Raw genomic sequence first — 26,130 nt, forward strand, 5'->3', positions numbered from 1 at the left:
CTTTGTCGTAAGATTCGATGGCCTCACTGTGGCGTTGTAAATTAACCAAATTAATGCCCCGGATAGCCCAAGCTTTATGGTTATTGGGTTTAATTTCTAGGGATTTATCGTAAGATTCGATCGCCTCACTGTAGCGGTCTTCCAGGTGAAGTAATAGGGCTTGTTGAAGAGATAAATTAGCTTGGTTTGGTAAAGGTAAAGACTGATGCTTGAGTTGGGCTTGGATATTTAAGATTTCTTGTTGTCGTGCTTGAGGCTTTAAACTGAATACCCAATTATATAAATTGGATGAAGTTTCTCTTAAATCCGCATCATCTGAAGATATCTGAAAACAGCCCGATCGCCAATCATAAAAATCGGGACAGCGATGAATAAAATAGTCAATGGCAAACCGAGGCAGCAAAAAAACGAAGCAGAGGGGAAAATTATCTCTAAATTGTTCCCGTTGTTGGTTTAAGTGACTCAGAATTCTGGGCACTCCATGCCAACTATAAGAATAAATTTCCTCAGTATTCCAGCCTTCGGTTCTTTTTTCGGCTTCATAAGCTAATAAAGAATGTTCTAAGCCGCGAATGAATAACACTTCTTGGTCTTGATATTCTGCCACCAAGGGATATAATTTATCTCGCGCTTCATCCAAAGACAAAACCGCTATTTTTTTCTGGGGTAATTCTTGTTTAACTTTCTCAATCACTTTTTGCCCTGCTTGGGGAGCACATTGGACAAATAGCAGCCGAAATCCACGCGATCTTCTAATCGCGTTAATTAATGCTTGTGTTTCTTCTTCTGGGCTTGGGGGTGGTAAATTTTCTTCCCAATCGATGTTTTCAGGATTCATGGTTGTGAATTACATTAAATATGAACCACGGAGGCACAGAGAACTGTAGGGTGGGCAAATTTTATCAACCGGATAATTTTATCTCCTAATTATGGTTTATTGCCCACCCTACAAGATATAGTTTTACGATTTTTCCAACGCTGCCACTGCTGCTTTAAATTCGGGCAAATTTTTAATTAACGGGTGAACATCAGACCATCGTTGCAACTCTCCCTCATCATCTAAATAACGATATTCCAACAAACAGCGATTAAATAATAAATTGCGGGTTTGGTCTTCGTTCATAATTTGCTTACTGCGGTGAACCTGGGCTAAAAGTTGCCATTCATCATGTTCCACAGTACGGCGATAAGTATCTCGCGCTTCGGTAATCGCCCGTTGAACTTCCTTCTTAGAAATCGGTAGCTGATTCGTGCGATTAATTGCTGTTTGAATTAATAGGAGTAAATTGCGTACATGACCGCCACTCATTAAACATAACCGTTCCACTACTTCGGTACTTTCAAAAATCTCGGTGGTCAAAACTTCTGATTCTACAGCAGCTTTAGCCACTCTTTCGACTCGTTTAGTAATAATTTCCGTTAATTTATCCACCCCTGGTTGATGAGTTGTCTCATCAGGATTTTGCACCATAATCATCGGTAATACTTGGGGGTCGCTATAAATATCGCGTAAATCTGTTGACCGACGGGAATACACCAAAGAAATGGGCACTGTGTAAACTAAATGGCAATCTAGCGATCGCAGTTGTTCGCTGCGGTCAATAAAAATTTCCTCATGGTTAGTCCGTCCACTGTCCTGGGGCACGGGAACCATCCGGTCTAAGTTATCCACAATCACCGCGAGTTTCTCACAGCCGTTGGGCAGGTTATTTTTCGCCTCGGCAATAAACTCATTTAATGCTTGGGTCAACGTGACCGTATAAGGATTGATTTTGTCCCGAATTTGTCGCCGTAGAGAAGGAACTGCCCGTAAATTAGCGGTGAGTTTGGCAAACTGGGCAATTTGTCCCTCCACCGATAAGGTTTCAAACTTGACCTCGGTGAGGGCTAAGTCTTTTAATTCTTGCCACCGACCCCGCAACCATTCTGTCAATGGATCTGGTCTAGCAATATCTTTCAGGTCTTCCAGAATATGGCGAGTACAAGCGAGTAAAATATCCGCATATTCGGCATCTTCCGGATCAATATCCGCTTCGTCGGCGGCAAAATATACTACTAAAAATTGATTTTGTTCCAAATATTGCTTGAGACGTAGCAGTTCCGTGGATTTCCCCGCCCCACGATGTCCCGCATAGAGTTGACAAGTCATGCGCTGCGATCGACGAATTTTATTACCCAATTCCTCTAAAATATCCCCATCCCCCCGGACTTCGCGACAGTCTACATATTGCGGATCTCCCGGTGATAACGGCTTAAAAGGTTCAAAGACGTTGTAGAGTTCGTCGAGAAATTTGGGGTCATGGAAACTAGACATATCTTTGAGGCAAGTAGAGGAACGAATTTATTTTAGTTGATTTTCGCCATGAAATGACGATTCAAGAGATTGCAGCAGACCGGCGCGATCGCCCCAACCCCTCTTTTTCAGCTAATCTTGTAGGGGTTTTTGCCTGGATGGGAAAAATCGTTATTTTATGTAGGGGCTGTACGGAAAAGCGCCCGCAATGCTTGCGCCCTCTTGCGCCCTCTTGGTCCCGAAGTGGTTAGGGGCGCTTTTCCGAGACTGGGTGACGTGGACTAGACGAGACGCTATATTAAAATAACGAGACTTTTATATGTTCAAAAAAATATGACTAAACTAGATTTAACTCAGGCTCAAGAACGCTTTGGCGAACTCATTGCCCTAGTTGCTGACAATGGCGAGCAAATTTTAATTGAAAAATCCGGTCAACCTATAGCTGCAATTATTAGCTATGCCGACTTAAAGCGCTTACAAAATATTCAAGCGGATGCTAGGGATTCTGAAATGATTTCTAAATAAAAAAAATCACTGATTTGCGCGTATAAAAAACCGGCTTTATGCGTTAAGTTGACTTCTCCAGCAAACTCTTACAGCGGTTTTTTATTAAATCTACCACAATAATTTGTAGGGGCGAAGCATGACCGCAGACAAATTATTGCTGAAAATATTGTAAGGGCGAAGCATTCCGGCAGTCCACTTAATATTTTAAGCATTGTAGGGGCGAATGGCCATTCGCCCCTACTGCCGGAATGCTTCGCCCCTACTACCGGAATGCTTCGCCCGATCATGGTTTAGTAATCTGAAAACCGCTGTAATTAAGAAACCCGTTTTTTTAGGGTTTTAGGGCAATACACGCTAACCATAAAACCGATCTAAATTATATCATAAAAATAACCAGGCAAAATTCAGGATGTTAGGGCAATGAGTCCTTTACTCGAAGCAATCTTAAAACAAGTAGAACAGCTTTCTAATGATGAGCGGTTGGAGTTAATTCAACAGGTGGTAGAACAGATGAAGTCTCCCCCCGCAGAACCGAAGCGGAAACATAAAATTAGTGAGTTTCGGGGGATGGTGCAGTATCCCTTTTTCGGAGAAGATGCCCAGGAATGGGTGACACGAACTCGGCGTGAAGGAGATGAACATCGGGAAAAATTACTCCGAGGAGAAGAATGAGAATTAACCAAGCTTTATTAGGGGTATCGCGGCTATTTTTGGATACAGCAACAGTTGTCTATTTCGTGGAGAAAAACCCATATTTTTTACCTCTGGTTAGCCCTATTTTTACCCAGATTGAAAATCGTTTTTTTATTGGGGTTGCCAGTCCCGTAACTTTGGCTGAATGCCTGGTTATGCCTTGAGGCTAAATTTTAAAATTAGATGCGTATAATATTTGAAAAATAGGAAGCTAAAAAGCTAATTTTTTATACCTAAAATAAATTTATATTCTAAAAATAGGTTTTGCTTTCAAGATTAATATATCAAAAAAAATATCCTGAAAAAAACCGATATTTTTGGTTATTTTGAAGCCTGCCCCCGTGAAGACGGGGGTGGGTATCAGTTGCCCGTAATTCAGGCAAATATTGCCCGATCGCTCACGGCTTCACTGCTGTAATATGAGCGATCGCCGTTTCCTAAAAAAGTTTTACAAGCTGATAGCTAACTGCTGACGCAGATCGGCAAAGCAATCATTTATCGGGCATTTATCGGGCATTTATCGGGCATTTATCGGGCATTTATCGGGCATTTATCGGGGTAACAGGTGGTGTCTGGGGCCAACACCAGGATTTTGCAAAGAAGCTAATTCTTCTTCTGATAAATGACTGAGTTCGCTCTTAATTTCTTCTTCCGTATAATGATAGCCGCGCTGTTCAGCCATTTCTATAAAAGCCTGGATGTTTTCTGCCGCTTCTTTTTGTTCGCTTAACGCTTGTTGTTCTTGCACGGCTGTATATAATTTAGCAGCATTTGTTTGTTCCATGATCGATCCTTTAGTTGTGATGAGTTTTTTTAACCGAAAGCTTTTCTTCTACCACAGGGATCTGAGGAGAACTCCAGTCCTTGAACTAGATCCCCGAAGAAGAGCGATCGCTTCTCTGGTTTTTGGCGATCGAGCCATCGCTGTCGATCATAAATCTTTAAAAGTTATTGCCAACCTAATTTTTACGAAATTTAACAAAAAATAGTTATTGGTTATTTGTTATTGGTTATTTGTTGTTCGTTATTTGAAGCAATTAATAATTAATAATTAATAATTATTAATGCGGGTCGCCGCCAAAAAGCGGAGAATCAGTTGCATAAAATATAACAGATACGCAACAGAATATAATTAACAACAAAACAAGATTCTGATTTAATGAATTAAACTAGAAAGGTTGACTAATTAAATTTCAGTTGTAAAGGACAACCAATCGATGATCGCAACCGCAACGAAATTAAACCACGAAGTTAAAGACCTTTCCTTGGCGCCTCTGGGGAAACAGCGGATTTCTTGGGCAGGCAGGGAAATGCCTGTTCTTAAACTGATTAAAGAACGTTTTGCCCAAGAAAAGCCTTTTGCCGGTATCCGCTTAGTGGCTTGTTGCCATGTCACCACGGAAACCGCTAATTTAGCGATCGCCCTCAAAGCCGGTGGTGCTGATGCCGTCCTCATTGCCAGCAACCCCCTGAGCACCCAAGATGACGTAGCCGCCAGCTTAGTGGTAGATGAAGGGATTCCCGTATTTGCGATCAAAGGGGAAGATAACGCCACCTATCACCGTCACGTGCATATCGCCCTGGATCACAAACCCAACATTATTATTGATGATGGCAGTGACGTGACCGCTACCTTGATCCAAGAACGGCAACATCAAATCGCGGATCTGATCGGCACCACGGAAGAAACTACTACCGGGATCGTCCGTTTACAAGCCATGTTCAAAGACGGGGTGCTTTCTTTCCCGGCGATGAACGTGAATGATGCGGACACCAAGCATTTCTTTGATAATCGTTACGGTACAGGTCAGTCTACTCTCGATGGAATTATCCGGGCAACCAATATCCTCCTGGCGGGTAAAACTATCGTCGTGGTCGGATATGGTTGGTGTGGTAAAGGCACCGCTATGCGGGCTAAAGGCATGGGCGCCAATGTGATTGTCACGGAAATCAATCCGGTGAAGGCGATCGAAGCCGCGATGGACGGTTTCCAAGTGATGCCAATGGCCGAAGCCGCCACTTATGGGGATATGTTCATCACTGTCACCGGCAACAAGCACGTGATTCGTGGCGAACATTTCGACGTGATGAAAGATGGGGCGATCGTTTGCAACTCTGGTCACTTTGACATTGAAATTGACCTAGAAGCGTTGAAAGGCAAGTCCTCTGAAGTGCGGACGGTGCGTCCTTTCACCGAAGAATATGTGCTGAAATCCGGTAAATCCATCGTCGTCTTAGGGGAAGGTCGCTTGATTAACTTGGCCGCCGCCGAAGGCCACCCCAGCGCCGTGATGGATATGAGTTTTGCTAACCAAGCCTTAGCTTGCGAATATCTGGTGAAGAACAAGGGCAAGTTAGAACCGGGTTTGCACTCCATTCCTACAGAATTGGATCAAGAAATCGCCAGTCTGAAGTTGAAGGCAATGGGCATTACCATTGATACTTTGACCCCTGAACAGATTTCTTATATGAACTCCTGGACTGCTGGCACCTAAGAAACGCCGCCAGAAATAAACAATGGGTGGGCGATCGCTCACCCATTGTTTATATTACTGATGTTTGCCTGAAAATGCCTGAAAATGCCTTAAACTTTTACCTTTAAACTTTTAGGTTTCTGTCACCTGTGGCTAAACTTTCCACTGAATTACAACGGTATTTTTTTGAAGAAGAGCGATCGCCCCAAGTCACCCTCGCAGATATTTTGCAGCTTGCTGGGGAAAGAACTTTTGGGTTTTTGTTTGTGCTGCTGTCTTTGCCTTCTGCATTGCCACTCCCTGCCGCCGGTTATTCCACTCCCTTTGGATTAGTGCTATTTTTACTGGCCGTACAATTAATCAGCGGTCGCAAATCCCCTTGGCTGCCGAACAAAATTATGCTTCGTTCCTTGGATCTCAAGACCGTACAAGGTTTTGTCAAAGCAGGAATGCCTTGGTTGCAAAAACTTGAGATCATTTGTCGTCCTCGATTAACTTTTATTTGCAAGGGGTTAAGCGGGCGAATTATCATGGGTTTGGGAATTTCCCTCATGGCCATTTCCATGATGATACCCATCCCCGGCACCAACACCCTACCAGCAATGGGAATATTTCTCACCGGCTTTGGCCTCATGGATGACGATGGCGCTATTACCCTGGCAGGTTTAGTCGTTTGTCTGATGGGACTGACTCTGACTTCCTCGATCCTGTTTGCCCTTTGGTTTGGTGGATCCAGTCTGCTCGACATCATTAAAGCATGGCTGGGCAGATAATCACCCATCACTTTTAGCTAACAGCTATCAGGTATCAGATACTATGCTCGGTAGAGACGCAATTGAATTATATAGAAACGGGATAAACAGGAAATTTTGCGTCTCTACAACCAGCCCCAATTAATTACCAGGGAAACCCAATTATGCTATCTGAACTAGGAGATTTAATCCGTCTTTTAAGTGACTTGCCAGCAGTGATTAAAACCTTTGGCTTGTTCGGAGTTTGGACGATTGTTTTTGTCGAAACCGGATTATTTTTTGGGGTATTATTGCCTGGAAATAGTATGTTATTTACCGCTGGGGTTTTTGCCTCCCAAGGGTTATTTAATATTGGCGTCCTGACAATGGGAGTATTTGTTTGTGCGGTACTGGGGAATAATGTGGGATATGCCACGGGTCATCGCTTTGGTCGCCGCTTATTTACCAAAGAGGATTCTTGGTTTTTTCATAAAAAGCATTTAATCACCGCCCATAACTTCTATGAAAGGCACGGCAAACAAACTATTTTAATGGCCAGATTTCTGCCCATTATTAGGACTTTTGGCTGTATTGTCGCGGGCATTGCGGAAATGAACTACCGGACGTTTTTAATTTATAACGTGGGTGGGGGAGTCGTTTGGGGCTTTGGAATGCCGTTACTCGGATATTCTTTAGGAAATTTAATTGGTGAAGATATCGATAAATATTTATTGCCGATTATTTTATTAATTATCACCACATCTTGTAGCACTTCTTTATTTCATTTATATAAAGAACATCGCCGTAATAAATCTAATTATTAAATATATTATTTTTTTATAAAAAAACCTAGATTTATATTGATTTAAATTAAGGTTGATACAATTATCAGGAGGCGCAATGCTTGCGCCACTACATATGCCAAACCACCAGATGCTTGTAGGGGCGGGAAAGCGAACCGCCCCTACGTCTAACGCCAGGAAATTATTAGATCAAGAAAACAGAAAGTCAGCTAATAACATTTTATTAATCACATTTCATTAATCACATTTTATTTAAAACATTAACCGCAGTCCCCCAACTACAGCAAAATTATCCACCGCCTCCCCTTCTTCTTTGGCAAAATCCGCTGTTTTGCCAAATTTGCGCGTCCAGTTAATGCCCATATACGGCGCCAACTCCCGATTAATTTCATAGCGCAAGCGTAAGCCCAATTCCAGGTCATTAATTCCTGAACCGACCCCAAACTCTTCTACGTCTTGAATTGCCAAATGAGTTTCTAATTTTGGTTCTAAAATTAACCGTTGGGAAAGAAGCAATTGTTTTTCGGCGGATAATTTCGCGGAAATATCCCCTTTGTGACTAATAAAAATAGCGGCATCGGTTTCAACCATATAAGGCAGCATTCCTTGGACTCCAACCACGCCAAAAGCACGTCCTTTGTAAGTATCGCCATACAATTGCTGATAGGCTAAACCCACTTGTCCATCAAAAAAGGGGGTGATTAATTGACCGTAAAGCAGTTGAAGTTCAGCTTCACCATTGCCATCTTCTAAACCGACTTCTCCTTCGGTTTTAATCCACAGTCTTTCATAGTCTCCACCCACCCAACTGACCGCATCCCAATTTAATGAATCTTCCCCTTCATTGGCTCGATATTCCAATTGCTCAAGCAATATTAACGAATAGGTGTGATTATCATGGATGGGTTCGGGCCAATCATGTTCTCCTGAGTGATGATCTGAGTGATGATTAGAGTTATGATCGGAGTGATTATTAGAGTGATGATATGAGTTATGATCTGAGTGATGATCTGAGTGATCGTGGGACTGGGAAAACTGCCACTCCGTTGACTCCAATGACTCTAAAGTTGGATAAAAATTATCCAATTCTTTAGCTGGTTCACCGTAACTTGACAGAGGATAAGCCAAAATATTGGCTAAAGTTAAAGTGCCGGTTATGCCGATTAGATTTAAGATTACATTCAAACAAATACTGATTTGTTTTCCCTTCACTTAGCCTACCTCCGCCGCACGGTCAACAACTGCGATCGTTCTAAACATTCCCATTTCCATGTGATACATTAGATGGCAGTGAAATGCCCATTTTCCTCGCGCATCCACATTCACTTCCACAGACATTTTTTCCGCAGGTTTAACAATCACCGTATGTTTGCGAGGCTTATATTCTCCCGCCCCATTATCTAATTCCATCCACATTCCATGTAAATGAATCGGATGCTCCATCATTGTTTGATTTACAAAGGTTAAACGGAGTCGTTCCCCGTAATAAAAAGTAATTTCTTTTTCTTCTGAATATTTTTTGCCATTAAATGACCACATATACCGTTCCATATTCCCGGTCAAATGTAGCTCAATTTCTCGTTCCGGCTTGCGTTGGTCTTCACGGGGCGCTACGCTGCGGAGGTCAGTATAAACTAATACGCGAGTTCCGGTATTTTCTAAGCCAATTCCCGGCTCATTCAACCGATTTTTTACCATCATTGGTGTACCAGCTTGACCCCGACCATGATTCCTGGATTCATTTATTTGCCAGTCAAAATTGGGCATATCTTCGCTAGACATATCATGTCCCGAATGTTCGCTATGACTGGACATATCATGTCCCGAATGTCCCGAATGTTCGCTATGACTGGACATATCATGTCCCGAATGTCCCGAATGTCCCGAATGTTCGGAATTTCCAGACATATTATGTCCCGAATGTTCGGAATGTTCGGAATGATCCATTCCCATATCTGCCATTGTTCTCAGAGGACGTTCGCGGCGATCGGGAATGGCTGCACTCAACCCTTGACGAATGGCTAAAGTTCCGCGAGCATAACCACTGCGATCCATTGTTTCAGCAAAAATAGTGTAGGCTTGCTCATCTTGGGGTTCAACAATTACATCATAAGTTTCTGCTACACCAATACGAAACTCATCTACGGTGACAGGTTGGACATTTTGACCATCTCCTTGGATGACCGTCATTTTTAAACCAGGAATGCGAATGTCAAAAAAGGTCATCGCTGAAGCATTAATAAATCTGAGTCGCACTTTTTCACCGGGTTTAAATAGTCCTGTCCAGTTTGATTCGGGTGCTAAACCATTCATTAAATAGGTATAGGTTGCACCTGTAACATCCGCAATATCTGTCGGATCCATTCGCATTTGTCGCCAATGGATATCTTCAAAGAAAGTGCTAACAGTTCGTCTTTGATAGTTGTAGTAAGCCCCCATTTTTTTCAGATTTTTCATAATCTGATGGGGATTTTCAAAAGTCCAATCTGAGATCAGAATTACATAGTCGCGATTGCACGCAAAAGGGTCTGGTTGAATCGGATCAATAATAATCGCCCCGTAGTGACCCAGTTGTTCTTGCATTCCGCTGTGACTGTGATACCAATATGTCCCACTTTGATTAATTGGAAATTGATAAGTAAAAGTTTGTCCTGGTTTAATTCCCGCAAAGCTAATCCCTGGCACCCCATCCATATTTGCTGGGAGGATAATACCGTGCCAGTGAATTGAAGTGTCTTCTTTTAGATTATTGGTGACTTTAATGGTGGCGGTTTGTCCTTCTTTCCAGCGGATAATTGGTGCGGGTAATACGTTATTAACCGTTACCGCTGTCCCGGTTTTTCTGCCAATGGTGAAGGGTGTTTCTTGAATAAAAACTTCAATCAGATCAGGATATTCATGGGTTGCGGATGATGGCTGAATATCACCGGGTTGTTGCCCATATACAGGAATCAGTTGTTTGCATCCTAATGCCATGCCCAACCCAGTAGTAAAATAAAGGAATTTACGTCTGTTGATCATATTTGATGAGTGACTATTGAGAATAACTGGTATTTATAGCAATTTTTGGAGTTATGAATTACAAAAAAAACCTGTCATTCCCGCGCGGGAATCCAGAAAACCTCTGTACTTCATCCAATAAAAACCGCTATAACGATGATTGGTGACTGGTTAGGGTTTGGATGTGCCAGATATTATCTATGGTGCCATCCAAATATGAAATCAGGATGAAATGGGTAATGGATTCAATTTGTTCTTGATGATTTTGACGAGGATTGGGACAAATGGTGATTCATGTAACATTTTTGTTACAAAGGAACCGTTGGAGGTCTGAGTCAATCTGTAATCAAAAATTACCCCGATGACAATTAAATTATGATTTTCAAAGATGCCCGAGATTATCAAATTCTGTTTCTATCGTTATTTTTGGTTTTAGGCATTGGAACGCGAGACTGGACGATTCGACCTGAGTTTATTTTGGTGGCGATCGCCACTTGCTTGGCTACTCAGTTAGTCATGGGTTATGGGTCATTTTTTCTGGCGCAAAAGTCATGGATTCCCGCATTCGCGGGAATGACAGGTCGATTCGCGGGAATGACAGGTCTTGACTCTACAAATCATCAATCTGGGAAACGCTATAACCACTTTACTGATAATTTCTCAGTGTTAGCCTCCCTGAAAAGTGCGCTAATCACGGGTTTAGGCTTATCTTTGCTGTTACGGGCAGACAATTACACTACAATTGCGATCGCGGCTTTTCTGGCTATTGCCAGTAAATTTATTTTCCAGTTTAAGCACAAGCATTTTTTTAATCCGGGCAACTTTGGCATTATTGGCGCATTGCTGTTAACCAAAGATGCTTGGGTTTCCCCCGGACAATGGGGCGAAGATTGGTGGTATTTATTCCTATTTCTCGGTGCCGGAGGCATGGTGTTAAAACGGGTGGGACGCTGGGACACTACGGCAACTTTCCTGGCGGTTTATGCCCTATTAGAAGTGGGGCGTAATTTTTGGTTAGGCTGGACTTTTGATGTGCTGTGTCATCGGTTAATGAGTGGATCATTATTATTGTTTGCTCTGTTTATGATCACCGATCCGCGCTCGATTCCCAATGCCCGAATTAGTCGGATTATTTGGGCGGTCAGCATTGCGATATTAACTTTTCTTTTGAGAAATTATTTTTTCATGGCTGATGCTGTATTTTGGGCATTGTTTACCCTGTCTCCTTTAACGCTTGTGTTAGATTATCTGTGGAATGCACCACGATTTAATTGGTGGAAAACTGGGAATAGCCCGATGGGGGAAATTTACTCGTAAGGACTTTCGCATTCGGGGCGGAAATTATCGGTTGGGAGAAATTAATTATTCGCCCGAATGCTTAGGGCTTTCGCATTCGGGGCGGAAATTATCCGTTGGGAGAAATCAATTATTCGCCCGAATGCTTCGCCCCTACCAAATTATACCAAATTATAATTGTGAAGATGATTTTAGGAGCAAGAGGATTTATGAAATTACTCAGGAATTTTATCGGGTTAATATTGGCCGCGATCGCTCTTTTTGCTTGGGCGAATCCTGCCCAGGCATTTTGTGGCTTTTATGTGGCCAAAGCGGATACTAAACTGTATAACCAAGCCTCGCAAGTGATTATTACCAGAGATGGCGATCGCAACATTATCACAATGGCCAATGACTATCAGGGAGAAGTCAAAGACTTTGCCCTCGTTGTCCCCGTTCCCGTGGTCTTACAACCGGAACAAGTTCATGTAGGAGAACCGACAATTATTGAACGGCTAGATGGATTTACAGCCCCACGATTAGTGGAATATTTTGACTCAGATCCCTGCATGAGGTATCTTGAAGGTGATATGGTGAGGTCTGCCCCAGCACCGCAATCCGCTACAGCAGAAAGTAGAGATAGAGAAGAAGCATTAGGAGTCACGATCGAAGCCCAATTTACTGCGGGAGAATATGAAATTTTAATTCTCAGCGCCACGGAATCCAATGGATTAGAAACTTGGCTGCGACAAAATGGGTATAAACTGCCCCAAGGTGCCGGGCAATTGCTGCAACCTTATATTCGCCAAAATATGAAATTCTTTGTGGCTAAAGTCAACCTAGAAGAATTTGCCCAATCCGGTTATAAACTCTTGCGACCCTTGCAAATTGCTTATGAATCTTCTCGATTCATGTTGCCAATTCGTCTAGGGATGATGAATGCCACCAGTGAGCAAGATTTAATCATTTATGTTCTGTCCCCACGGGGGCAAGCCGAGGTGACAAACTATCGGACTGTGAAGATTCCTTCTGATGCAGAAATTCCTCTATTTGTCAAAAATGAATTTGGCGAATTTTATCAGGATATGTTTCAAACTGCTTATCAGCGGGAAGACAGAAAAGTAGCCTTTTTGGAATATGCTTGGGACATGGCCAGTTGTGACCCTTGTTCTGCCGATCCGCTGAGTCCAGAAGAACTCCGGCAAGCGGGAGTATATTGGCTGGACAATCCCAACCAAAGCAATGTATTTATCAGCCGAATTCATGTGCGCTACAGCCGCGATAAGTTTCCCGAAGATTTGATGTTTCAGGAAACAGGAAATCAAGAATTTTTCCAAGGTCGTTATATTCTCCGCCATCCTTTTACGGGAAAAGCGGAATGTCAGGAAGCACGAGAATATCAACGCTCTTTACCCCAACGGTATGAACAAGAGGCGCAAACTTTAGCCCAGTTGACCAATTGGGATATTAATGAAATCCGCGAAAAAATGGATATTCCCAAAAATTCAGACTCCTGGTGGAGAAAAGTTTGGCCGTTTTAATGTTATAGGTTATTTGTGATTCGTTATTTGGCTCTAATCACAAATAACGAATAACCCACAACAAACAATAAACAACAATTTTATTGTTGTTTATTGTTGACTCCGGGCTTGTTGAATCAGTTCTTCGGCTTTTCTAGCCCATTCCCGGGCGCCTTGCTGACTGTAGAGATCCCTCGCGTATTCTAAGACCCGGACTGCATCACTGTATAGGTTTTGCCGTAAAAACACTAAACCAGCACCATAGTATGCATTGGCATAGTTGGGGTTGGACTCCGCCGCACGCCGGAAGGCGTTTAAAGCATCTTCGAGTTTGCCCCGACTAAAAAAAACGAAACCAAGATGATAATGTGCTTCGGCGTAGTTGGGCGCTATTTGCAGCACTTTTTTCAATGCATCTTCGGCTTCGCGGAGTTGGTTTTGTTGTAAATAAAGTAGTGCGAGATAGTAACCGGGTTCTGGGGCATCTGGGCTATGTCGCATGGCTTGGCGGTATGACCCGATCGCCTCGGAAATTTTTCCCTGCTGTTGTTGTACCAGTCCCAGGTTGTAGTAAGCAATCCCCATTTTCGGGTCAAGGGCGATCGCCCGTTGCAAGTAATCATTAGCTTGTTGTAGGTTGTTGCCTTCGAGGAGGGCTGCGCCTAAGTTGGCGTAAGCCAGAGCAAACCCCGGATCGTTTTGAATGGCTTGATAAAAGGCATCGGCAGCGGCTTGTAAATCGCCCGATTGTCGCAGCGCCAATCCCAAATTATAATAAGCCGGTGCCAGAGACGGATCGATCGCGATCGCTTGCCGGAAAGCCGCGATCGCTTCAGTTAAATTGCCTGCCTGAACCAATTCCAGTCCGCGAGTCATCCACTGGATCGCCTGGTCTTGCTGATTAAACTGAGCATATAATATCGGCGAAGTTTCACTAGAGAGCACTTCACTAGCCTGCACTGTCGATACCGAACCCCACAGCAGCCAGCTTAAGCCGATTAAGATTGGACAGATTTTTACTTGCAATTGCATAAATATTATGACATGGGGTTTCCCTGTCAGTATTCTAAACCATTGGTTCGCGTAGATGACTCAGTGAATCAACCCGGAAAGCGATCGATCGTTCATAGTCAATTTTAAATCTCTATCAGGACTTACGCATTTACATCTCTGGAAATCTCCCTGTTTTTACTCAAAAACAAGAGACCTAGCCAACGCTGGCTAGGTCTGGATTAAATGAGAACAAATTACCGCTATCAGAAACTTACGATTTTCTAGAAAAATCTAGAATTATCTGTTCTGTTCCTGCTTCATAGATTCCCAATAACCTAAGCTACTGGTTTTTCTAACTCTCCACAGGCATTAGACGGGTTAGCTATCCGTCTGTATCGTCTCAAAAAGACTTTATTTGGGTGAGACTTCGTGCTTCTCACTGTCTATGGAGCTTATCCTACGCCCTCAAAAATTTAAAAGGAACAAATAAAACGACGTTCCTATAAGAAAAGGTCAACAACTAGGGTTTACAAGTATCGCAGTTGGCTGCGAGTTAGCTTCCAGTCGGCGACACCTCACGGAAGCTCAACGGACTTGTTTTCTTTAACTTGGTGTCTATTGTTAATTTAGCATAGTTGAACAAAGTTGCGCGTTTTTTTTACAAAACTTTACATTATGAGAAAAATTCACCTTTGATGATTCACCGGAGATTTGACATAAAAATCATCGGGGATCAGCAAAAAATGATCTGAGTTGTTTAATAAGCAGTATTAATACTTAGAAAAAAATCAATTGGTTAACACTCGACAAGACCGCGATCGGGCCTAGCCAAAAATACCCGCAAAAAATACCCGCAAAAAATACCCGCAAAAAATACCCGCAAAAAATACCCGCAAAAAATACCCGCAAAAAATACCCGCAAAAAATACCCGCAAAAAATACCTCCTGGACTTGCCAAGAGGAATTCAAGAGACATCGATATACTTATCTGTAACTATCTTAATCCAAATTTACGGAAATTAGGGAAAATCTCTCAAAAAAAATATTTCAGCATCATAAAATAAAGCTTTCTCTAAAAAAATTCACATTTTAGGGTGTTTTGTCCTGATTCCAGAATCGAACTTGCGTAATCAGGAGTAGCAGCCTAAAAAACAGGAGATTTAATATGCGCTTTTACACATCGATGATATTCTTACTTCTTCTCAGTGTGGGAATCACCATTAAGTCATTTCCAGTTGAGCATCAAACAGCTAAAGCTTATGCAGCCCTAAATGGCCAAGTCAGTGATGCTGGAGAAAAAGACCCGATCCATGTTAGAGGCCGTCGATAACATTTATTACCCAACATTTATTACCCAACATTGTCATCACCATCTTTCAACATAGAGGGATCATAGAGGTATCATAGAGCGATCGTAGAGCGATCGCCGGATTTAAAATCAAGCAAATTTTACAAGTTTGCTGACAAATTTTTTACAAATTTGGCCTGAGAAACACTAAGCCACTATAAACTTGAAATGCTGGATCCCAATTTGTCGGTACTTCGCGCAATAAATCGATATGAGAAGTAATGCGATCGAGCATATCTAATTCTTGTAAAGTGGTTTCAGCAAAAGCAGTAAAATCAGACCAACAGGCAATCAGGGGTAATTTTTCTTTCAGAATTTTTAACATATTTTGCCATTTGAGTTGTGTACTGAACTTTTCAATTTTTGGCGTCAACCCTTTAGCAGGCTGATTGGCTTCTGGAGTGAAATCAAAGCCTTGCTGAAATTCATAACTATCTTGGCACAAACGTAAAATACAGCCCCGCTGGGGTAGATGTAAATCGCAAACCCCCACATAATTACTAATTTTCTGCTTATAGTTTGTCCGAGTCCGCCGATGATTTTGTACTCCCACTTCTTCAAAAATAGGCAGTAATCCCGATACAAGTTGTGTGACTTCTGACCAGTTAAAAGAAATTTGCCCGACCTGATTCATTTCATTCTGACAAACCACCGTGGCTTGAGGGGAAATCGACTGAAAATAGCTGGTGCGAAAGACGCGAATCCGATTAATTTGCTCTATTGTGGCACAAAACGCAGGGATGTTCGCCTTGCGAAGCTCATCGACAAATACCCGCAATTCACCGATCACCCCAGTCCGATACATCCGCCAACTGCGGGTTGGCAGTAGCAGTCGGGCTGAGTATGGATCCAACTGCATAATTCGGGCAAAGCTTTGAGCCGCTTGGGTTTTCAACTCTGGGTCAATGGGTTCGAGTACCAGTAGTCCGGGCAAAAGCTGACTGGGGTCTTCTTTGGCACGGGCGATCGCGGCTTGGCGGCGTTCTTTGGGAATCATTTCCACCCGCTTCAAACCTTCCCTTGCCAGTGAAACCACCTTGGGATTTCTCCCCTGACTGAGCAATTTGCGGTAAACTTTTTCTGCCGCTTCTAGCTTATCAGTGACTTCATACAACTTTCCCACATAAAATTGCACCCAAGGATTATCTGGGGAATCCTTAAGTAAAATTTTCAGTAATTTTGTGGCTTCTCGATAGTCACCGGCATCAAAAGCCGCTTTCACTTCATCTAGCGAAATCATCTAAATTCATTATTGATTATGTGTATGCAGTATGGCTAGGGAAATATTAACGGAGACTTAGCTGAATCAGTAGACGCTCAATTGCCCGCAGAGCAAATATGCTCAAATATGCTTAATTATTTACTCCGCAGGCGTAATCACTTCTTCTATACTTTCTTCTGGTTGATATTCATAAGGTTGTCTGATAGTTTCCACAACAAAGGGAAGAGATGCTCCTTTTAAGCCTTTTTTAATTCGCTCAGGGGTTTCCTCAAAAATGACAAAAAGTGGATAAATGGATTCAGCCGCTTCACCGAGAATATATTTATGTTGTAGGGGCATTAACCATTCATACCCGTGACTCAACCAGACCTGAGTATTCCGCCAACGCATCAGTAACTCAGAAAATTCTTCATGGGGACGATAAATAAAGACAAAAATTTCTACTCCTACTTTAATTTGCCATTCTGGATCGCACATAATAATCCCCAGATCGCAAGGAAGGCTAATCACTTCTTGTGCCGATGCACTAAAGCCACCGGGTTTAGACGGTGATATCGGTTCACGGACTCGCACTGTGGGCAAAGGAATAGGAATCACACTTTCTTTTGGCCGACGCATACTGGGAATCATTTCCATGTAAGGTCGATATTTTTTCAACAGTTCCACTACTTTAGTGGAGTCGCTATAGTCAGAAAGTAGCTCTTCGTAATGAGATTGTTGAATAGGCATATTTTTGCTAATTTCCCTCTCCAGTATTTTAGGTATGGACAAATTTTTACCGTTCAGAAAATCATCATTTTTATGAGAATATTGCTGTCTGAAGAATCCAGCCCGTCGCATATGCTTAAGAGATGAGTTGCGGTTTGGCCAGCGGTCTAATTATCAAGTTAGATGCACTGCACCGACTCAATTTAATGTGACAAGATTTGCGATCGCCCTTGAAATAATTCATGGCTGGATTCATGGACACAAATTGGGATTAACCTAATTTGTCAAACACAGCAAACATGGGCAAATACATCGACATCAGAATGGAACCTACCAACGCCGCAATCCCCACCATCATAATTGGTTCCAAGGTACTGGTCAGACCTTTGATGGCTTGTTCCACTTCATCTTCGTAGAATTCGCCCACTTTAGAAAGCATTTTATCCAGTTCCCCGGTTTCTTCCCCAATTCTCATCATGGAAATAGCCATGTTGGGAAATATTTTTTCTCGTTCAAAGGCTTCCGTTAAACTGCCACCCTGTTGGACTTCGCTTTTGGCACTGGTAATCGCATTACAGATTGCCTGGTTGCCAGCGGTTCTGCCCACAATATCAAAGCAGGTCAGCATGGGCACCCCCGCAGCGGTTAACATGGCAAAGGTGTTACAAAAACGAGCCACGGCAATCAGTTTCAGCAGTTCTCCAATAATGGGCAAGTAAAGCATCCCCCGATCGATCATCAGACGACCTACCGGGGTTTTGTAATAGGTCTTGATCAAGAAGATTACAAACCACAACACGCCGATCGCCGGCCCCATTCTCATGGGATCTCGGGAAAATTTACTAATTTCCAGCAGCGCAACGGTGATAAACGGTAATTTAGCGCCTAGGTCTTCAAAAATCTTCGCAAATGTGGGCAGAAGAAAGGTGGTCATGGCGAAAAACACAATCACCGCGATCGATCCCACGGCTTTGGGATAAGACGAAGCTGATTTAATTTCGTTTTCCATTTTCGCGGACTTTTCCAGGGCGATCGCCAGCCGGTTCAGCACCGTATCCAAAACCCCCCCAATTTCACCGGACTCTACCATCGCGCAATAGAGGTCATCAAACACATCGGGAAATTTGCCCATTGACACGGACAAAGGCACCCCGGTTTCCAGGTCTGCCTTGATCCTTTTGAGGGCGTACTTCATTTTGGCATTTTCTGCTTGACTGCCCAAGATGTCGATCGCTTTCATCAAGGCAATCCCAGAAGCGAACATCATGGCTAACTGACGGGAGAACACGGCTTTATCCTTCACCGTGATACTCGACATCATCATGTTGAACCTTTCTTCCAGTTGTGAGAAATCAAACCCTTTTGTGGGTTTCTCACCTACCGCTTGTGCCATAGTAAAACTCCATAACCATAAACATGGAACATTCTAGTCACTTATCTTCTATTGTATAGCCTCTATCTAAGTATGCGAGTGATGCGAGCGTGAAGCGAAGCTATCGCGCTTAGGGGCGAATCGCGCCCCCTCCGTTGATGTCACTGATTTCTGTTTTCCCTCGCTTTAAATCATTTATCTTTGGTGAATTCCTCAGCTTATTTTAAGATTTGTTCCGCCAGTTTATTGATATCATTGACTCATTTATATTCCTAGGAATCTGAACCCCAATCATTGCTGATTAGGCAATTATTGTTAAATGATTTTGAAGGATTTTGAAAAATTATTAAGCAACCAGGGAGGCATTGATTTTTTGGTTGTTTGAATTCAAATATTTCTGAATGACTAATTTAAAGCATATTCGCTGATTAGATTAACGGAATTATTCTGATTATACCTGATGAGCTTAAAAAATTTTTGCGGGAATTTTTTTCTTTCCGGATAAAGCATCGGAGTGGGTGAATCCTGTTCTCAGATGCCAAATCTGAAGAAATCATACATAATAGTTTAGTGAGGGGTCAGACCCCTCATCAAGCCCGTGAAAGGATTGGTTTGTCATCCCACGACAAGCAAACAGCACGCAATAGGTCAATAGGGTCTTATGTTTCAGTCATCTAGTTTTACCACCCGTAGCATCATCGAAGCTTTCGAGCCAACTTTGCCGCCGTTTCACCGATCGCGCTTATTTGCCGGTGAGTCTGAGGACGCTCGGTTGAGGGTCAAAGGGGAAACTTCTGAGTTACACTGCTTGAATTTGGAAACGTTGACACCTTTTGAAGCGATCGATCACCAATTTGAGTCATTAGGCATTACTTTTAACAATGCGATCGCCCTGAAACCCTCCAATCCCGCTTTTCCCACCTACTCAGGACAAATGCTATTGTTAGCATCTCCTGACAATGGGTTCATTTCTATGACGTTTGCCCAACCCGTTTCTTATGTCAGTGGCCGAGTCACCAGTTCTCGCCCCACGATTTTTACCGCCTATAATTCTCTAGGCCAAGAACTGATGCGGAAAAAACTCCCCAGCGCCAATTTAGCAGGCAGTAATGCAGCGATTTCGCCCAATGAGTTATTGTTTGTCCAAGCACGGAATATCCATAAAGTCACTTTCTACGCATTTGATGGCCAACTGACTTTGGATGCGATTAGTTTTAGGAAATAAGCAAGTGGCGATCGCTTATGAGCGATCGACGCTCAATGAATCCTGAATCATCGACCTGGGGGCTGACCAAGACCCTGGTGATAGAGACTGGAGAAAAAAAAGCTATGATAAAAACCTGGTTTCAGTGATAAAGTCCTAAACTAGGTGATTTTCTTTGCTGGGCAATAACTAGGTAAATTAACGTGGCACAAGCTTCGTCGCAATGGCAACAACTGGTTAATCTGATTTCGGAGTTGTGGGATCCAAAAGAGGTGCAGCAATTTCTCAAGCCGTTGACTCGGTTGAGATGGCGCAAACAGACCGGCCATTTGGTGGTATTAGGGATGGCGGTGGCAATTCTATTGTGGAATTGGCAACTGTTGTTGGCAACCGGGGCTGGCATCGTCGCGATGCTGGCGATGTATTTTATGCAACAATGGGATTGGCGGCGAATTTTTCAGCAGTGGCATCGGTTTTTCCGGGGGACAAATCAAGCGGTGGCGATCTCCGTGGCTACAGGTGGCATGACTAGCTTGTTGACTTATCTGGCTGTGTCTATCTGGTTGTCAACGGAAGACCACTGGATAGCTACCGGGGCGACCCAGGGGATTATTGCACTGCAAACAATGGGGATTTTTGCCACTTTGTGCTTATTAGTTTGGCATTTTTTGACCCATAAATCCAGTGAAGCAGAACTGAGCCTGAATCAGTTAATTGTCAATTTAACCGATGCCGATCCCCTGAAACGGTTAATTTCTGTGCGTCAGCTAACCAGTTTAATCAGAAAAAATTATGGTCAGCGAGAACAACAAGAGGCGATCGCCGACTATTTTCATTTAATGTGGAGTCGAGAACCTGAACCTTTGGTTCGGGAAGCGCTTTTAGAAGGATTAGAGACTTTAGGAGAAACCAAACAACTTGGTCAAGGAATATCACCTTTATCAATTCCGTTCTCCCCTAAGCCAGTTTCTAATCACATTCCTTGGATGATGGAAAATAATGGATCGACTGAAGCAACCCCATCGTGGCAACGCCAAAATTTGGATTAAAAATTTGGATTAAAATATCGAAAATATCGATTAAACCTTTACTTCTGGATCGGACGAATTTCTACAGAAAAAACACGAAGAGAAATCCTCGTGTTTTTTCTGTTTGAAGGGATAAAAATCAACTATTTACCGGCAAATTCCAGAATCACTTTGGCCGCTTGTCGTCCAGAAATGGTCGCCCCTTCCATACTGTCGATATAATCCTGTTGGGTATAGGCACCCGCGAGGAAGAAGTTGGGAATGGGGGTTTTTTGGGCGGGACGATAAGGATCCATGCCAGGGGCTTCCCGATAGAGGGATTGGGCCAGTTTGACCACACTATACCAGGTCATGTTGAGGTCGCGGGCTGAGGGGAATAAGTCCCGCACTTGTTTGAGTACATGGTCGGCGATCTCCTGGTTACTCTGTTTAATAAATGGATCTCCTGGAGTTAACACCAACTGCATTAGAGAACCTTGTCCCTGGCGATAGTAATCAGCGGGAGAGGTTAAGGCTAAATCTGCAAAACAAGAAAAGTCCGCGTCTGGGGTATAAAGCAGATTATCTAATCCTGCTGCTTCCTGTAATTGTTTGCGTTTTTCCGCGTCATGGAGTTCTGTCACCCAGCCATCAAAGCGCAGTTGTACGGTGGCGACGGGGACCGCTTCGAGTTTATAGATATTGTCAAATTCCGGCCATTTCCGCCATTCCTGGGGCAACACTTTCTGAATGCCGGGGATATCACAGGCGAAAAGATAGGCGTCAGCGGTGATGGTTTCTTCGCTTTCCCCGTTGGCAACCCGTAGACCTGTGACGGTTGTAATGGGGCGATCTTCAAATAAGATTTGCCGGACTTGCCGTCGGGTGTGGATTTTGGTGCCCCGGTCTTCGAGATACTTGACGATGGGTTTATGCAAGTATTCATGGGGGGAACCTTCTAGCATTCGCAGGACTGAGGCTTCCGTTTTGACCGCAAAGAATTGGAAGATGGTCAGCATACACCGGGCTGAGATGTTTTCACAGTCGATGAACCCCAAGGCGTAGGCGATCGGGTTCCACATTCTTTTGATGCTGCCGTCGCTGCCCCCATGTTTGCGGAACCAGTCCGCAAAGCTGATTTTATCTAGGTCGCGGATATTTCTCATGGCGCCGTCGAAGTCCACTAATCCACGGACGATCGGGCTGGTTCCCAGGGCGATCGCATTTTGGAGTTTATCCTGGACTGATAGCTGTGAGGTGGTGAAGAAGGCTTTTAAGCCATTGAACGGGGCTCCGGTAAAAAACCGAAAATCTAATTCGCCGATTTTGCCCCCGTGATTGACAAAGGTGTGGGTATGCTCTTTGAGTCGGAGGTTATTTCCTGCCCCCACTTTGTTCATTAAGTCGAAGAGGTTGTAGTAGCAGCCAAAAAAGACGTGCAACCCCATTTCAATATGATTGCCGTCGGGGTCTACCCAACTGCCTACTTTGCCACCGACAAACGGACGGGATTCAAAGATTTCTACTTCGTGTCCCGCGTCTACTAAGTCTATTGCGGTGGCCATACCTGCTAGTCCCGCACCGGCGATCGCAACTCGCATTCTCTGCCCTTTCCTACTGAATTTTTTTACTTTCTTTACATATTGTAATATGAGCGATCGCCGTAGGTTAATCCCTGCCAGAAATAAAATTTAGTTGTTGTTGGTTGGTGGTTGGGGAAAGGGGAACAGTTATCAGGGAGCGGGGAACGGGGATAAGGAGCAGGGGGGATGAGGGGCAGGGGGGGTGAGGGCAAAAATTCTCCCCCGCTCCCCTGCACCCCAGCCCCTCCGCTCCCCCTGTCCGGGTATGGAGTGGCGATCGCTGAAGTCAGTTGGGTAGCATTGAGGTATGGTTGCTTCAGGCGATCGCACAGATAAATTGTTATTAGTTATTAGTTATTTGTTGGCAAGTTGTTTGTTAAATAACCAATAACTAATAACTAATAACTTAGAAATTTCTCACATCTATTATTAATATGAATTCACCGTTGAGGCTGTGTTTGCTCTCTACAGTTATATATTTACTTATGCCCGGGTTAAATGCCACGGCCAATCAAATTGCCCAAACAGAAAATCGGCAAATTTCACAGGAATCAGGTTGTCCGTTACCGGCCTTATCCCGGCTGCAAAAGCATCGCATTGCTGCCGGTGAAACCCTGGAAACTATTGCCGCAGAATATAATCTGATTCCTGCCACCCTGATGGGAATGAATCCCATATTACAGCAAGGGAATGCGCCGGTCGGTGCAGAGATTTTGATTCCCCCCTACAACGGCATCCGCGTCGAGGTTCCGGCAGGTGAAACTTGGCAAGACGTAGCCCAAAAGTATAACTTGCGGCCCGATGTTTTGTTTGAGGTGAATGGTTGTCAAGCTAACCCGCGAGTGGTATTTGTTCCTGGAGTCAATTGGTCGCCGATTAATTCCGCAGCATCTGCTAGTCAAGTAGTGCGACAAGGAGTTTTGGGCGGTTTCCCCTTACCAGGGCAGTCAGTAGAATTACTGGGCTATGGCTGGCGCTTACGACCGACCAGCAGTGAAGTGGCTTTTCACAGTGGCGTTGACCTCCAAGCAGCAGTGGGTACTCCCGTGTTGACTGTGGGGGATGGGGTGGTGGCTTTTGCTGACTCCCGTGGGGCTTATGGCAATTTGGTGGTGATTAACCATGCCAGCGGTAAGCAAACTCGTTATGCCCATTTGGAGTTAATGTCGGTGCAACCAGGTCAACAGGTGAAAAAGGGACAACAAATTGGCACTGTAGGCACCACGGGAAGCCCGGATGTTCACGAACCCCATTTGCATTTTGAGGTGCGATCAAATTCCGATCTCGGTTGGGTGGCAGAAGATCCTCAACTGTATTTGCGTTTAGCAAATATGAGCGATCGATAGTTGCTCTGATAATTAATAATTGATAATTATGAATTATTAATTATTAATTATTAATTATCAATTATCAATTGAGCAGATAGATGATAAAGTTTGAGCGTAAATTCATCACTATTCATGGTGCCAGAAACTTGCCAAGTTTTTTCTAATTGAAATTGAGATTCTAAAACTTTTGTGATAGCTTCTTTTTCGGTTTCTGTGGTTGGATTTGACCAAATGGGGGTATGACTATCTATCCAGATAATTCGCTGATATTGACTAGAGGTTTTTTCCTGGCTTTTTTCTAAGCTTTTTTCTAAGGATATCGCTAATTCTGGGGCGGGTTCCGCTAATAGCATGACCGGCAAGTTTGCGGGAATATAATACGCTAACCGCATGACATGACCCCAGGCTTTTGAGTTCATGGCAATTAAGGTGGGACTATTCGGTTCGCCCTGAAGAATATCGGCAATTTGATGAAACATCCAGCGGGGTCGAAGGGTAAAATCTCCCACGTTAATTCCTAAATATAATAAGAGAAGAATTACGGCGAATATTTGAGGCCAACGGGGATTTAATGGGCGCGGCTGAGGGGATTCAGGGGTAGAAGCGGATATTTTGTTTGATACCCTGATTAATTGCATGATTAAAATAGTGAGTAATAGTAAGCAGCCCGGAAGAATAAAAATCATGCTTCTGCCCCACCCAAAGCCTAGGGTAAATTTGCCGGTGATTATATCCACTGCTAAGGCTATTAATAGGGGAAAAAGACTCAATAAAAAGCCTAATATCAGGAGACGGCGCGGAGACTTGATGAATGATTCCGAGAAACCGGGTTTCTTCAAGAAACCCGGTTTATGAGGATTCTGCCACCCATAGATTATCCCTGCGGTGAGTAATCCCATAACCAGAAAACCCGCGATCGCCTGCATAGAATTCGGTAGGCTAGTAGCCCAATCGCCGATTAGTAAATGAATCCCCAGAGTGCTGGCTAAATCTTGTAAATGTTGCAGCATACTCGCGAAAAATCCATTACTGGCATTAAATCGGCCAAAATCAGCATTTCTAAGTTGCTGCAAGGTGCCCCAAAGTGCCCAAGGAATTGTGAGTAAAACTCCGGCGATTAACCGTAATCCATGTTGCCACCAATGTTGCCGATCTAAAAAAAGTACCACGACTCCCAGGGTAATCATCCAATAGGCAAATAAGTAAAAAGTGAGACAACCCGCAGTTACGGAACCGATTAGTAATAATGTCCACAGGAGTTTAGATGAATTAATTTCTAGGGAATTTATTTCTGGGGAATTTATTTCTGGGGAATTTATTTCTGGGGAATTTATTTCTGGGGAATTTATTTCTGGGGAATTTATTTCTGGGGAATTTATTTCTGGGGCATTTATTTCTAGGCGAATCAGTTGTAGCAGAGATAAGGTAGTCAATGTCACCCAAAGAACTAGGGGGCCATACATTCGCAAATTTAGGGAATGAAACAGATAAAATGGATTTATGGCCAATAAAGCGGCGAGTAAAAGTCCGCCACGATGTCCCAAAAGTAGTTTGCCCAAAAAATAGGCAGCAGCGATCGCGGCAATACTGAGAACCACCCCCAAACTCCGCATTCCTGCCTCGCTATTGCCAAACAGATACAGCCAAAAATGTTGACTCAGATAAAATAGTGGGGGATGAGGTTCACCTCCGGCAATTCCTTTGAGTAAATTCACCAAATTAGTCAGAAAGTCGCTCACCCCAGAGGTACGAGGTAAGCTTAACAAAGCAGAATAGTCTGCCAATTTTACCGGCAAATCTCCTGGGGTTTGGTAGGCAATTTTTTGGCCATTACTCAAAAGTAAAGATAGCACTTCATCGTACCAAAACTCTCGCCTACCCAGACAAATAATTCTGAAAAAAATTCCTATCGCGATCGCGCTCCGCACCGCTATCGCGAACGCGCCAAATGTGCAAAATTTTAGAGGGCAAAGTTTACCAACCATGTTTACCAACCAATGTACACCAACCATAACACCAAAACAAAAATAAATTATCATCGCCTATCATCGCCAAAACCGGGTTTCTTG

The 26,130-nt window shown here is 43.5% G+C and carries 22 protein-coding genes; 11 read left to right on the plus strand and 11 right to left on the minus strand.

What is annotated here, in order from left to right; genetic code table 11:
- Both AM228_RS18130 and AM228_RS18135 read right to left on the minus strand, forming a co-directional pair.
- The coding region (locus AM228_RS18130) for a tetratricopeptide repeat protein (RefSeq protein ID WP_369817769.1) at positions 1-838 on the minus strand (838 nt) is incomplete at its 3' end.
- Positions 839-961: 123 nt separating this feature from the next.
- The gene (locus AM228_RS18135; protein WP_054467811.1) at positions 962-2,314 is read right to left on the minus strand and encodes an AAA family ATPase; all 1,353 of its coding nucleotides are present in this window, start codon (positions 2,312-2,314) and stop codon (positions 962-964) included.
- A gap of 312 nt (positions 2,315-2,626) precedes the next feature.
- Here AM228_RS18135 and AM228_RS18140 point away from each other — a divergent pair, with 312 nt between their 5' ends.
- Both AM228_RS18140 and AM228_RS18145 read left to right on the plus strand, forming a co-directional pair.
- Positions 2,627-2,818 carry a type II toxin-antitoxin system Phd/YefM family antitoxin gene (locus AM228_RS18140; RefSeq protein WP_054467813.1) on the plus strand — a complete coding sequence of 64 codons (192 nt, stop codon included), beginning with the start codon at positions 2,627-2,629 and terminating at the stop codon, positions 2,816-2,818.
- Between the two features lie 402 nt (positions 2,819-3,220).
- Positions 3,221-3,472, plus strand: coding sequence for a hypothetical protein (locus AM228_RS18145; RefSeq protein WP_054467815.1), 252 nt, complete (start codon positions 3,221-3,223; stop codon positions 3,470-3,472).
- Positions 3,473-4,043: 571 nt separating this feature from the next.
- On the opposite strand, the gene AM228_RS18155 is transcribed toward AM228_RS18145, so the two are convergent.
- A complete protein-coding gene (locus AM228_RS18155) occupies positions 4,044-4,277 on the minus strand; it encodes a Nif11-like leader peptide family natural product precursor (protein WP_054467820.1) in 234 nt (77 codons plus the stop codon).
- A 433-nt stretch (positions 4,278-4,710) separates the two neighbouring features.
- Between AM228_RS18155 and ahcY the strand changes: the two genes are divergently transcribed.
- The 3 genes from ahcY (at position 4,711) to AM228_RS18175 (ending at position 7,522) form a co-directional block, all read left to right on the plus strand.
- The gene (gene ahcY, locus AM228_RS18165; protein WP_054467826.1) at positions 4,711-5,988 is read left to right on the plus strand and encodes an adenosylhomocysteinase; all 1,278 of its coding nucleotides are present in this window, start codon (positions 4,711-4,713) and stop codon (positions 5,986-5,988) included.
- Positions 5,989-6,116: 128 nt separating this feature from the next.
- Complete coding sequence (locus AM228_RS18170; RefSeq protein ID WP_054467828.1) at positions 6,117-6,740, plus strand: exopolysaccharide biosynthesis protein; 624 nt, start codon at positions 6,117-6,119, stop codon at positions 6,738-6,740.
- Between the two features lie 143 nt (positions 6,741-6,883).
- On the plus strand, positions 6,884-7,522 hold the full coding sequence (locus AM228_RS18175) for a DedA family protein (RefSeq protein ID WP_054467830.1): 639 nt from the start codon (positions 6,884-6,886) through the stop codon (positions 7,520-7,522).
- Between the two features lie 231 nt (positions 7,523-7,753).
- Here the strand turns inward: AM228_RS18175 and AM228_RS18180 are convergent, their stop codons facing one another.
- Positions 7,754-8,713 (minus strand): copper resistance protein B, encoded by a 960-nt coding sequence (locus AM228_RS18180; protein WP_054467833.1) that lies wholly within the window; start codon positions 8,711-8,713, stop codon positions 7,754-7,756.
- Positions 8,714-10,522 (minus strand): copper resistance system multicopper oxidase, encoded by a 1,809-nt coding sequence (locus AM228_RS18185; RefSeq protein WP_054467835.1) that lies wholly within the window; start codon positions 10,520-10,522, stop codon positions 8,714-8,716.
- Between the two features lie 354 nt (positions 10,523-10,876).
- On the opposite strand from AM228_RS18185, the gene AM228_RS18190 reads away from it, so the two are divergent.
- Both AM228_RS18190 and AM228_RS18195 read left to right on the plus strand, forming a co-directional pair.
- Positions 10,877-11,818: an RnfABCDGE type electron transport complex subunit D gene (locus AM228_RS18190; RefSeq protein ID WP_054467837.1), complete on the plus strand. Its 942-nt coding sequence runs from the start codon at positions 10,877-10,879 to the stop codon at positions 11,816-11,818.
- Between the two features lie 188 nt (positions 11,819-12,006).
- Positions 12,007-13,317, plus strand: coding sequence for a DUF2330 domain-containing protein (locus tag AM228_RS18195; protein WP_054467839.1), 1,311 nt, complete (start codon positions 12,007-12,009; stop codon positions 13,315-13,317).
- 90 nt (positions 13,318-13,407) lie between these two features.
- On the opposite strand, the gene AM228_RS18200 is transcribed toward AM228_RS18195, so the two are convergent.
- Positions 13,408-14,328, minus strand: coding sequence for a lipopolysaccharide assembly protein LapB (locus AM228_RS18200; protein ID WP_082348938.1), 921 nt, complete (start codon positions 14,326-14,328; stop codon positions 13,408-13,410).
- Between the two features lie 1,126 nt (positions 14,329-15,454).
- On the opposite strand from AM228_RS18200, the gene AM228_RS32995 reads away from it, so the two are divergent.
- Entirely contained in the window at positions 15,455-15,619 is a 165-nt protein-coding gene (locus AM228_RS32995) for a hypothetical protein (protein WP_156331881.1), read from the plus strand.
- Between the two features lie 142 nt (positions 15,620-15,761).
- Here the strand turns inward: AM228_RS32995 and AM228_RS18210 are convergent, their stop codons facing one another.
- From AM228_RS18210 to AM228_RS18220, 3 genes are all read right to left on the minus strand, one after another.
- Positions 15,762-16,877: a tetratricopeptide repeat protein gene (locus tag AM228_RS18210; RefSeq protein ID WP_054467843.1), complete on the minus strand. Its 1,116-nt coding sequence runs from the start codon at positions 16,875-16,877 to the stop codon at positions 15,762-15,764.
- Between the two features lie 120 nt (positions 16,878-16,997).
- Entirely contained in the window at positions 16,998-17,588 is a 591-nt protein-coding gene (locus AM228_RS18215; RefSeq protein WP_054467845.1) for a hypothetical protein, read from the minus strand.
- A 250-nt stretch (positions 17,589-17,838) separates the two neighbouring features.
- Positions 17,839-18,960, minus strand: coding sequence for a type II secretion system F family protein (locus AM228_RS18220; protein ID WP_054467846.1), 1,122 nt, complete (start codon positions 18,958-18,960; stop codon positions 17,839-17,841).
- Positions 18,961-19,600: 640 nt separating this feature from the next.
- Here AM228_RS18220 and AM228_RS18225 point away from each other — a divergent pair.
- Together AM228_RS18225 and AM228_RS18230 are read left to right on the plus strand one after the other, a co-directional pair.
- Positions 19,601-20,164 (plus strand): hypothetical protein, encoded by a 564-nt coding sequence (locus AM228_RS18225; RefSeq protein WP_054467848.1) that lies wholly within the window; start codon positions 19,601-19,603, stop codon positions 20,162-20,164.
- A gap of 182 nt (positions 20,165-20,346) precedes the next feature.
- Complete coding sequence (locus AM228_RS18230) at positions 20,347-21,192, plus strand: hypothetical protein (RefSeq protein ID WP_054467851.1); 846 nt, start codon at positions 20,347-20,349, stop codon at positions 21,190-21,192.
- A gap of 122 nt (positions 21,193-21,314) precedes the next feature.
- Here AM228_RS18230 and zds read toward each other — a convergent pair whose 3' ends face one another.
- Positions 21,315-22,751, minus strand: coding sequence for a 9,9'-di-cis-zeta-carotene desaturase (zds, locus tag AM228_RS18235; RefSeq protein WP_054467852.1), 1,437 nt, complete (start codon positions 22,749-22,751; stop codon positions 21,315-21,317).
- Between the two features lie 467 nt (positions 22,752-23,218).
- Here zds and AM228_RS18240 point away from each other — a divergent pair, with 467 nt between their 5' ends.
- Entirely contained in the window at positions 23,219-24,079 is an 861-nt protein-coding gene (locus tag AM228_RS18240) for a M23 family metallopeptidase (RefSeq protein ID WP_197285340.1), read from the plus strand.
- Positions 24,080-24,129: 50 nt separating this feature from the next.
- Here AM228_RS18240 and AM228_RS18245 read toward each other — a convergent pair whose 3' ends face one another.
- Positions 24,130-25,914 carry a glycosyltransferase family 39 protein gene (locus tag AM228_RS18245; RefSeq protein ID WP_231636851.1) on the minus strand — a complete coding sequence of 595 codons (1,785 nt, stop codon included), beginning with the start codon at positions 25,912-25,914 and terminating at the stop codon, positions 24,130-24,132.
- Between the last annotated feature and the right edge of the window lie 216 nt (positions 25,915-26,130).

It is taken from the genome of Planktothricoides sp. SR001 (assembly GCF_001276715.1).
GTDB classification, from domain to species: domain Bacteria; phylum Cyanobacteriota; class Cyanobacteriia; order Cyanobacteriales; family Laspinemataceae; genus Planktothricoides; species Planktothricoides raciborskii.

Bases quoted from the DNA above. Each gene is read 5' to 3' on its own strand.
- AM228_RS18135 (WP_054467811.1), bottom strand. From the start codon at position 2,314: ATGTCTAGTTTCCATGACCCCAAATTTCTCGACGAACTCTACAACGTC.
- AM228_RS18140 (WP_054467813.1), top strand. From the start codon at position 2,627: ATGACTAAACTAGATTTAACTCAGGCTCAAGAACGCTTTGGCGAACTC.
- AM228_RS18145 (WP_054467815.1), top strand. From the start codon at position 3,221: ATGAGTCCTTTACTCGAAGCAATCTTAAAACAAGTAGAACAGCTTTCT.
- AM228_RS18155 (WP_054467820.1), bottom strand. From the start codon at position 4,277: ATGGAACAAACAAATGCTGCTAAATTATATACAGCCGTGCAAGAACAA.
- ahcY (WP_054467826.1), top strand. From the start codon at position 4,711: ATGATCGCAACCGCAACGAAATTAAACCACGAAGTTAAAGACCTTTCC.
- AM228_RS18175 (WP_054467830.1), top strand. From the start codon at position 6,884: ATGCTATCTGAACTAGGAGATTTAATCCGTCTTTTAAGTGACTTGCCA.
- AM228_RS18185 (WP_054467835.1), bottom strand. From the start codon at position 10,522: ATGATCAACAGACGTAAATTCCTTTATTTTACTACTGGGTTGGGCATG.
- AM228_RS18190 (WP_054467837.1), top strand. From the start codon at position 10,877: ATGATTTTCAAAGATGCCCGAGATTATCAAATTCTGTTTCTATCGTTA.
- AM228_RS18195 (WP_054467839.1), top strand. From the start codon at position 12,007: ATGAAATTACTCAGGAATTTTATCGGGTTAATATTGGCCGCGATCGCT.
- AM228_RS18200 (WP_082348938.1), bottom strand. From the start codon at position 14,328: ATGCAATTGCAAGTAAAAATCTGTCCAATCTTAATCGGCTTAAGCTGG.
- AM228_RS32995 (WP_156331881.1), top strand. From the start codon at position 15,455: ATGCGCTTTTACACATCGATGATATTCTTACTTCTTCTCAGTGTGGGA.
- AM228_RS18210 (WP_054467843.1), bottom strand. From the start codon at position 16,877: ATGATTTCGCTAGATGAAGTGAAAGCGGCTTTTGATGCCGGTGACTAT.
- AM228_RS18215 (WP_054467845.1), bottom strand. From the start codon at position 17,588: ATGCCTATTCAACAATCTCATTACGAAGAGCTACTTTCTGACTATAGC.
- AM228_RS18220 (WP_054467846.1), bottom strand. From the start codon at position 18,960: ATGGCACAAGCGGTAGGTGAGAAACCCACAAAAGGGTTTGATTTCTCA.
- AM228_RS18225 (WP_054467848.1), top strand. From the start codon at position 19,601: ATGTTTCAGTCATCTAGTTTTACCACCCGTAGCATCATCGAAGCTTTC.
- zds (WP_054467852.1), bottom strand. From the start codon at position 22,751: ATGCGAGTTGCGATCGCCGGTGCGGGACTAGCAGGTATGGCCACCGCA.
- AM228_RS18240 (WP_197285340.1), top strand. From the start codon at position 23,219: ATGCCCGGGTTAAATGCCACGGCCAATCAAATTGCCCAAACAGAAAAT.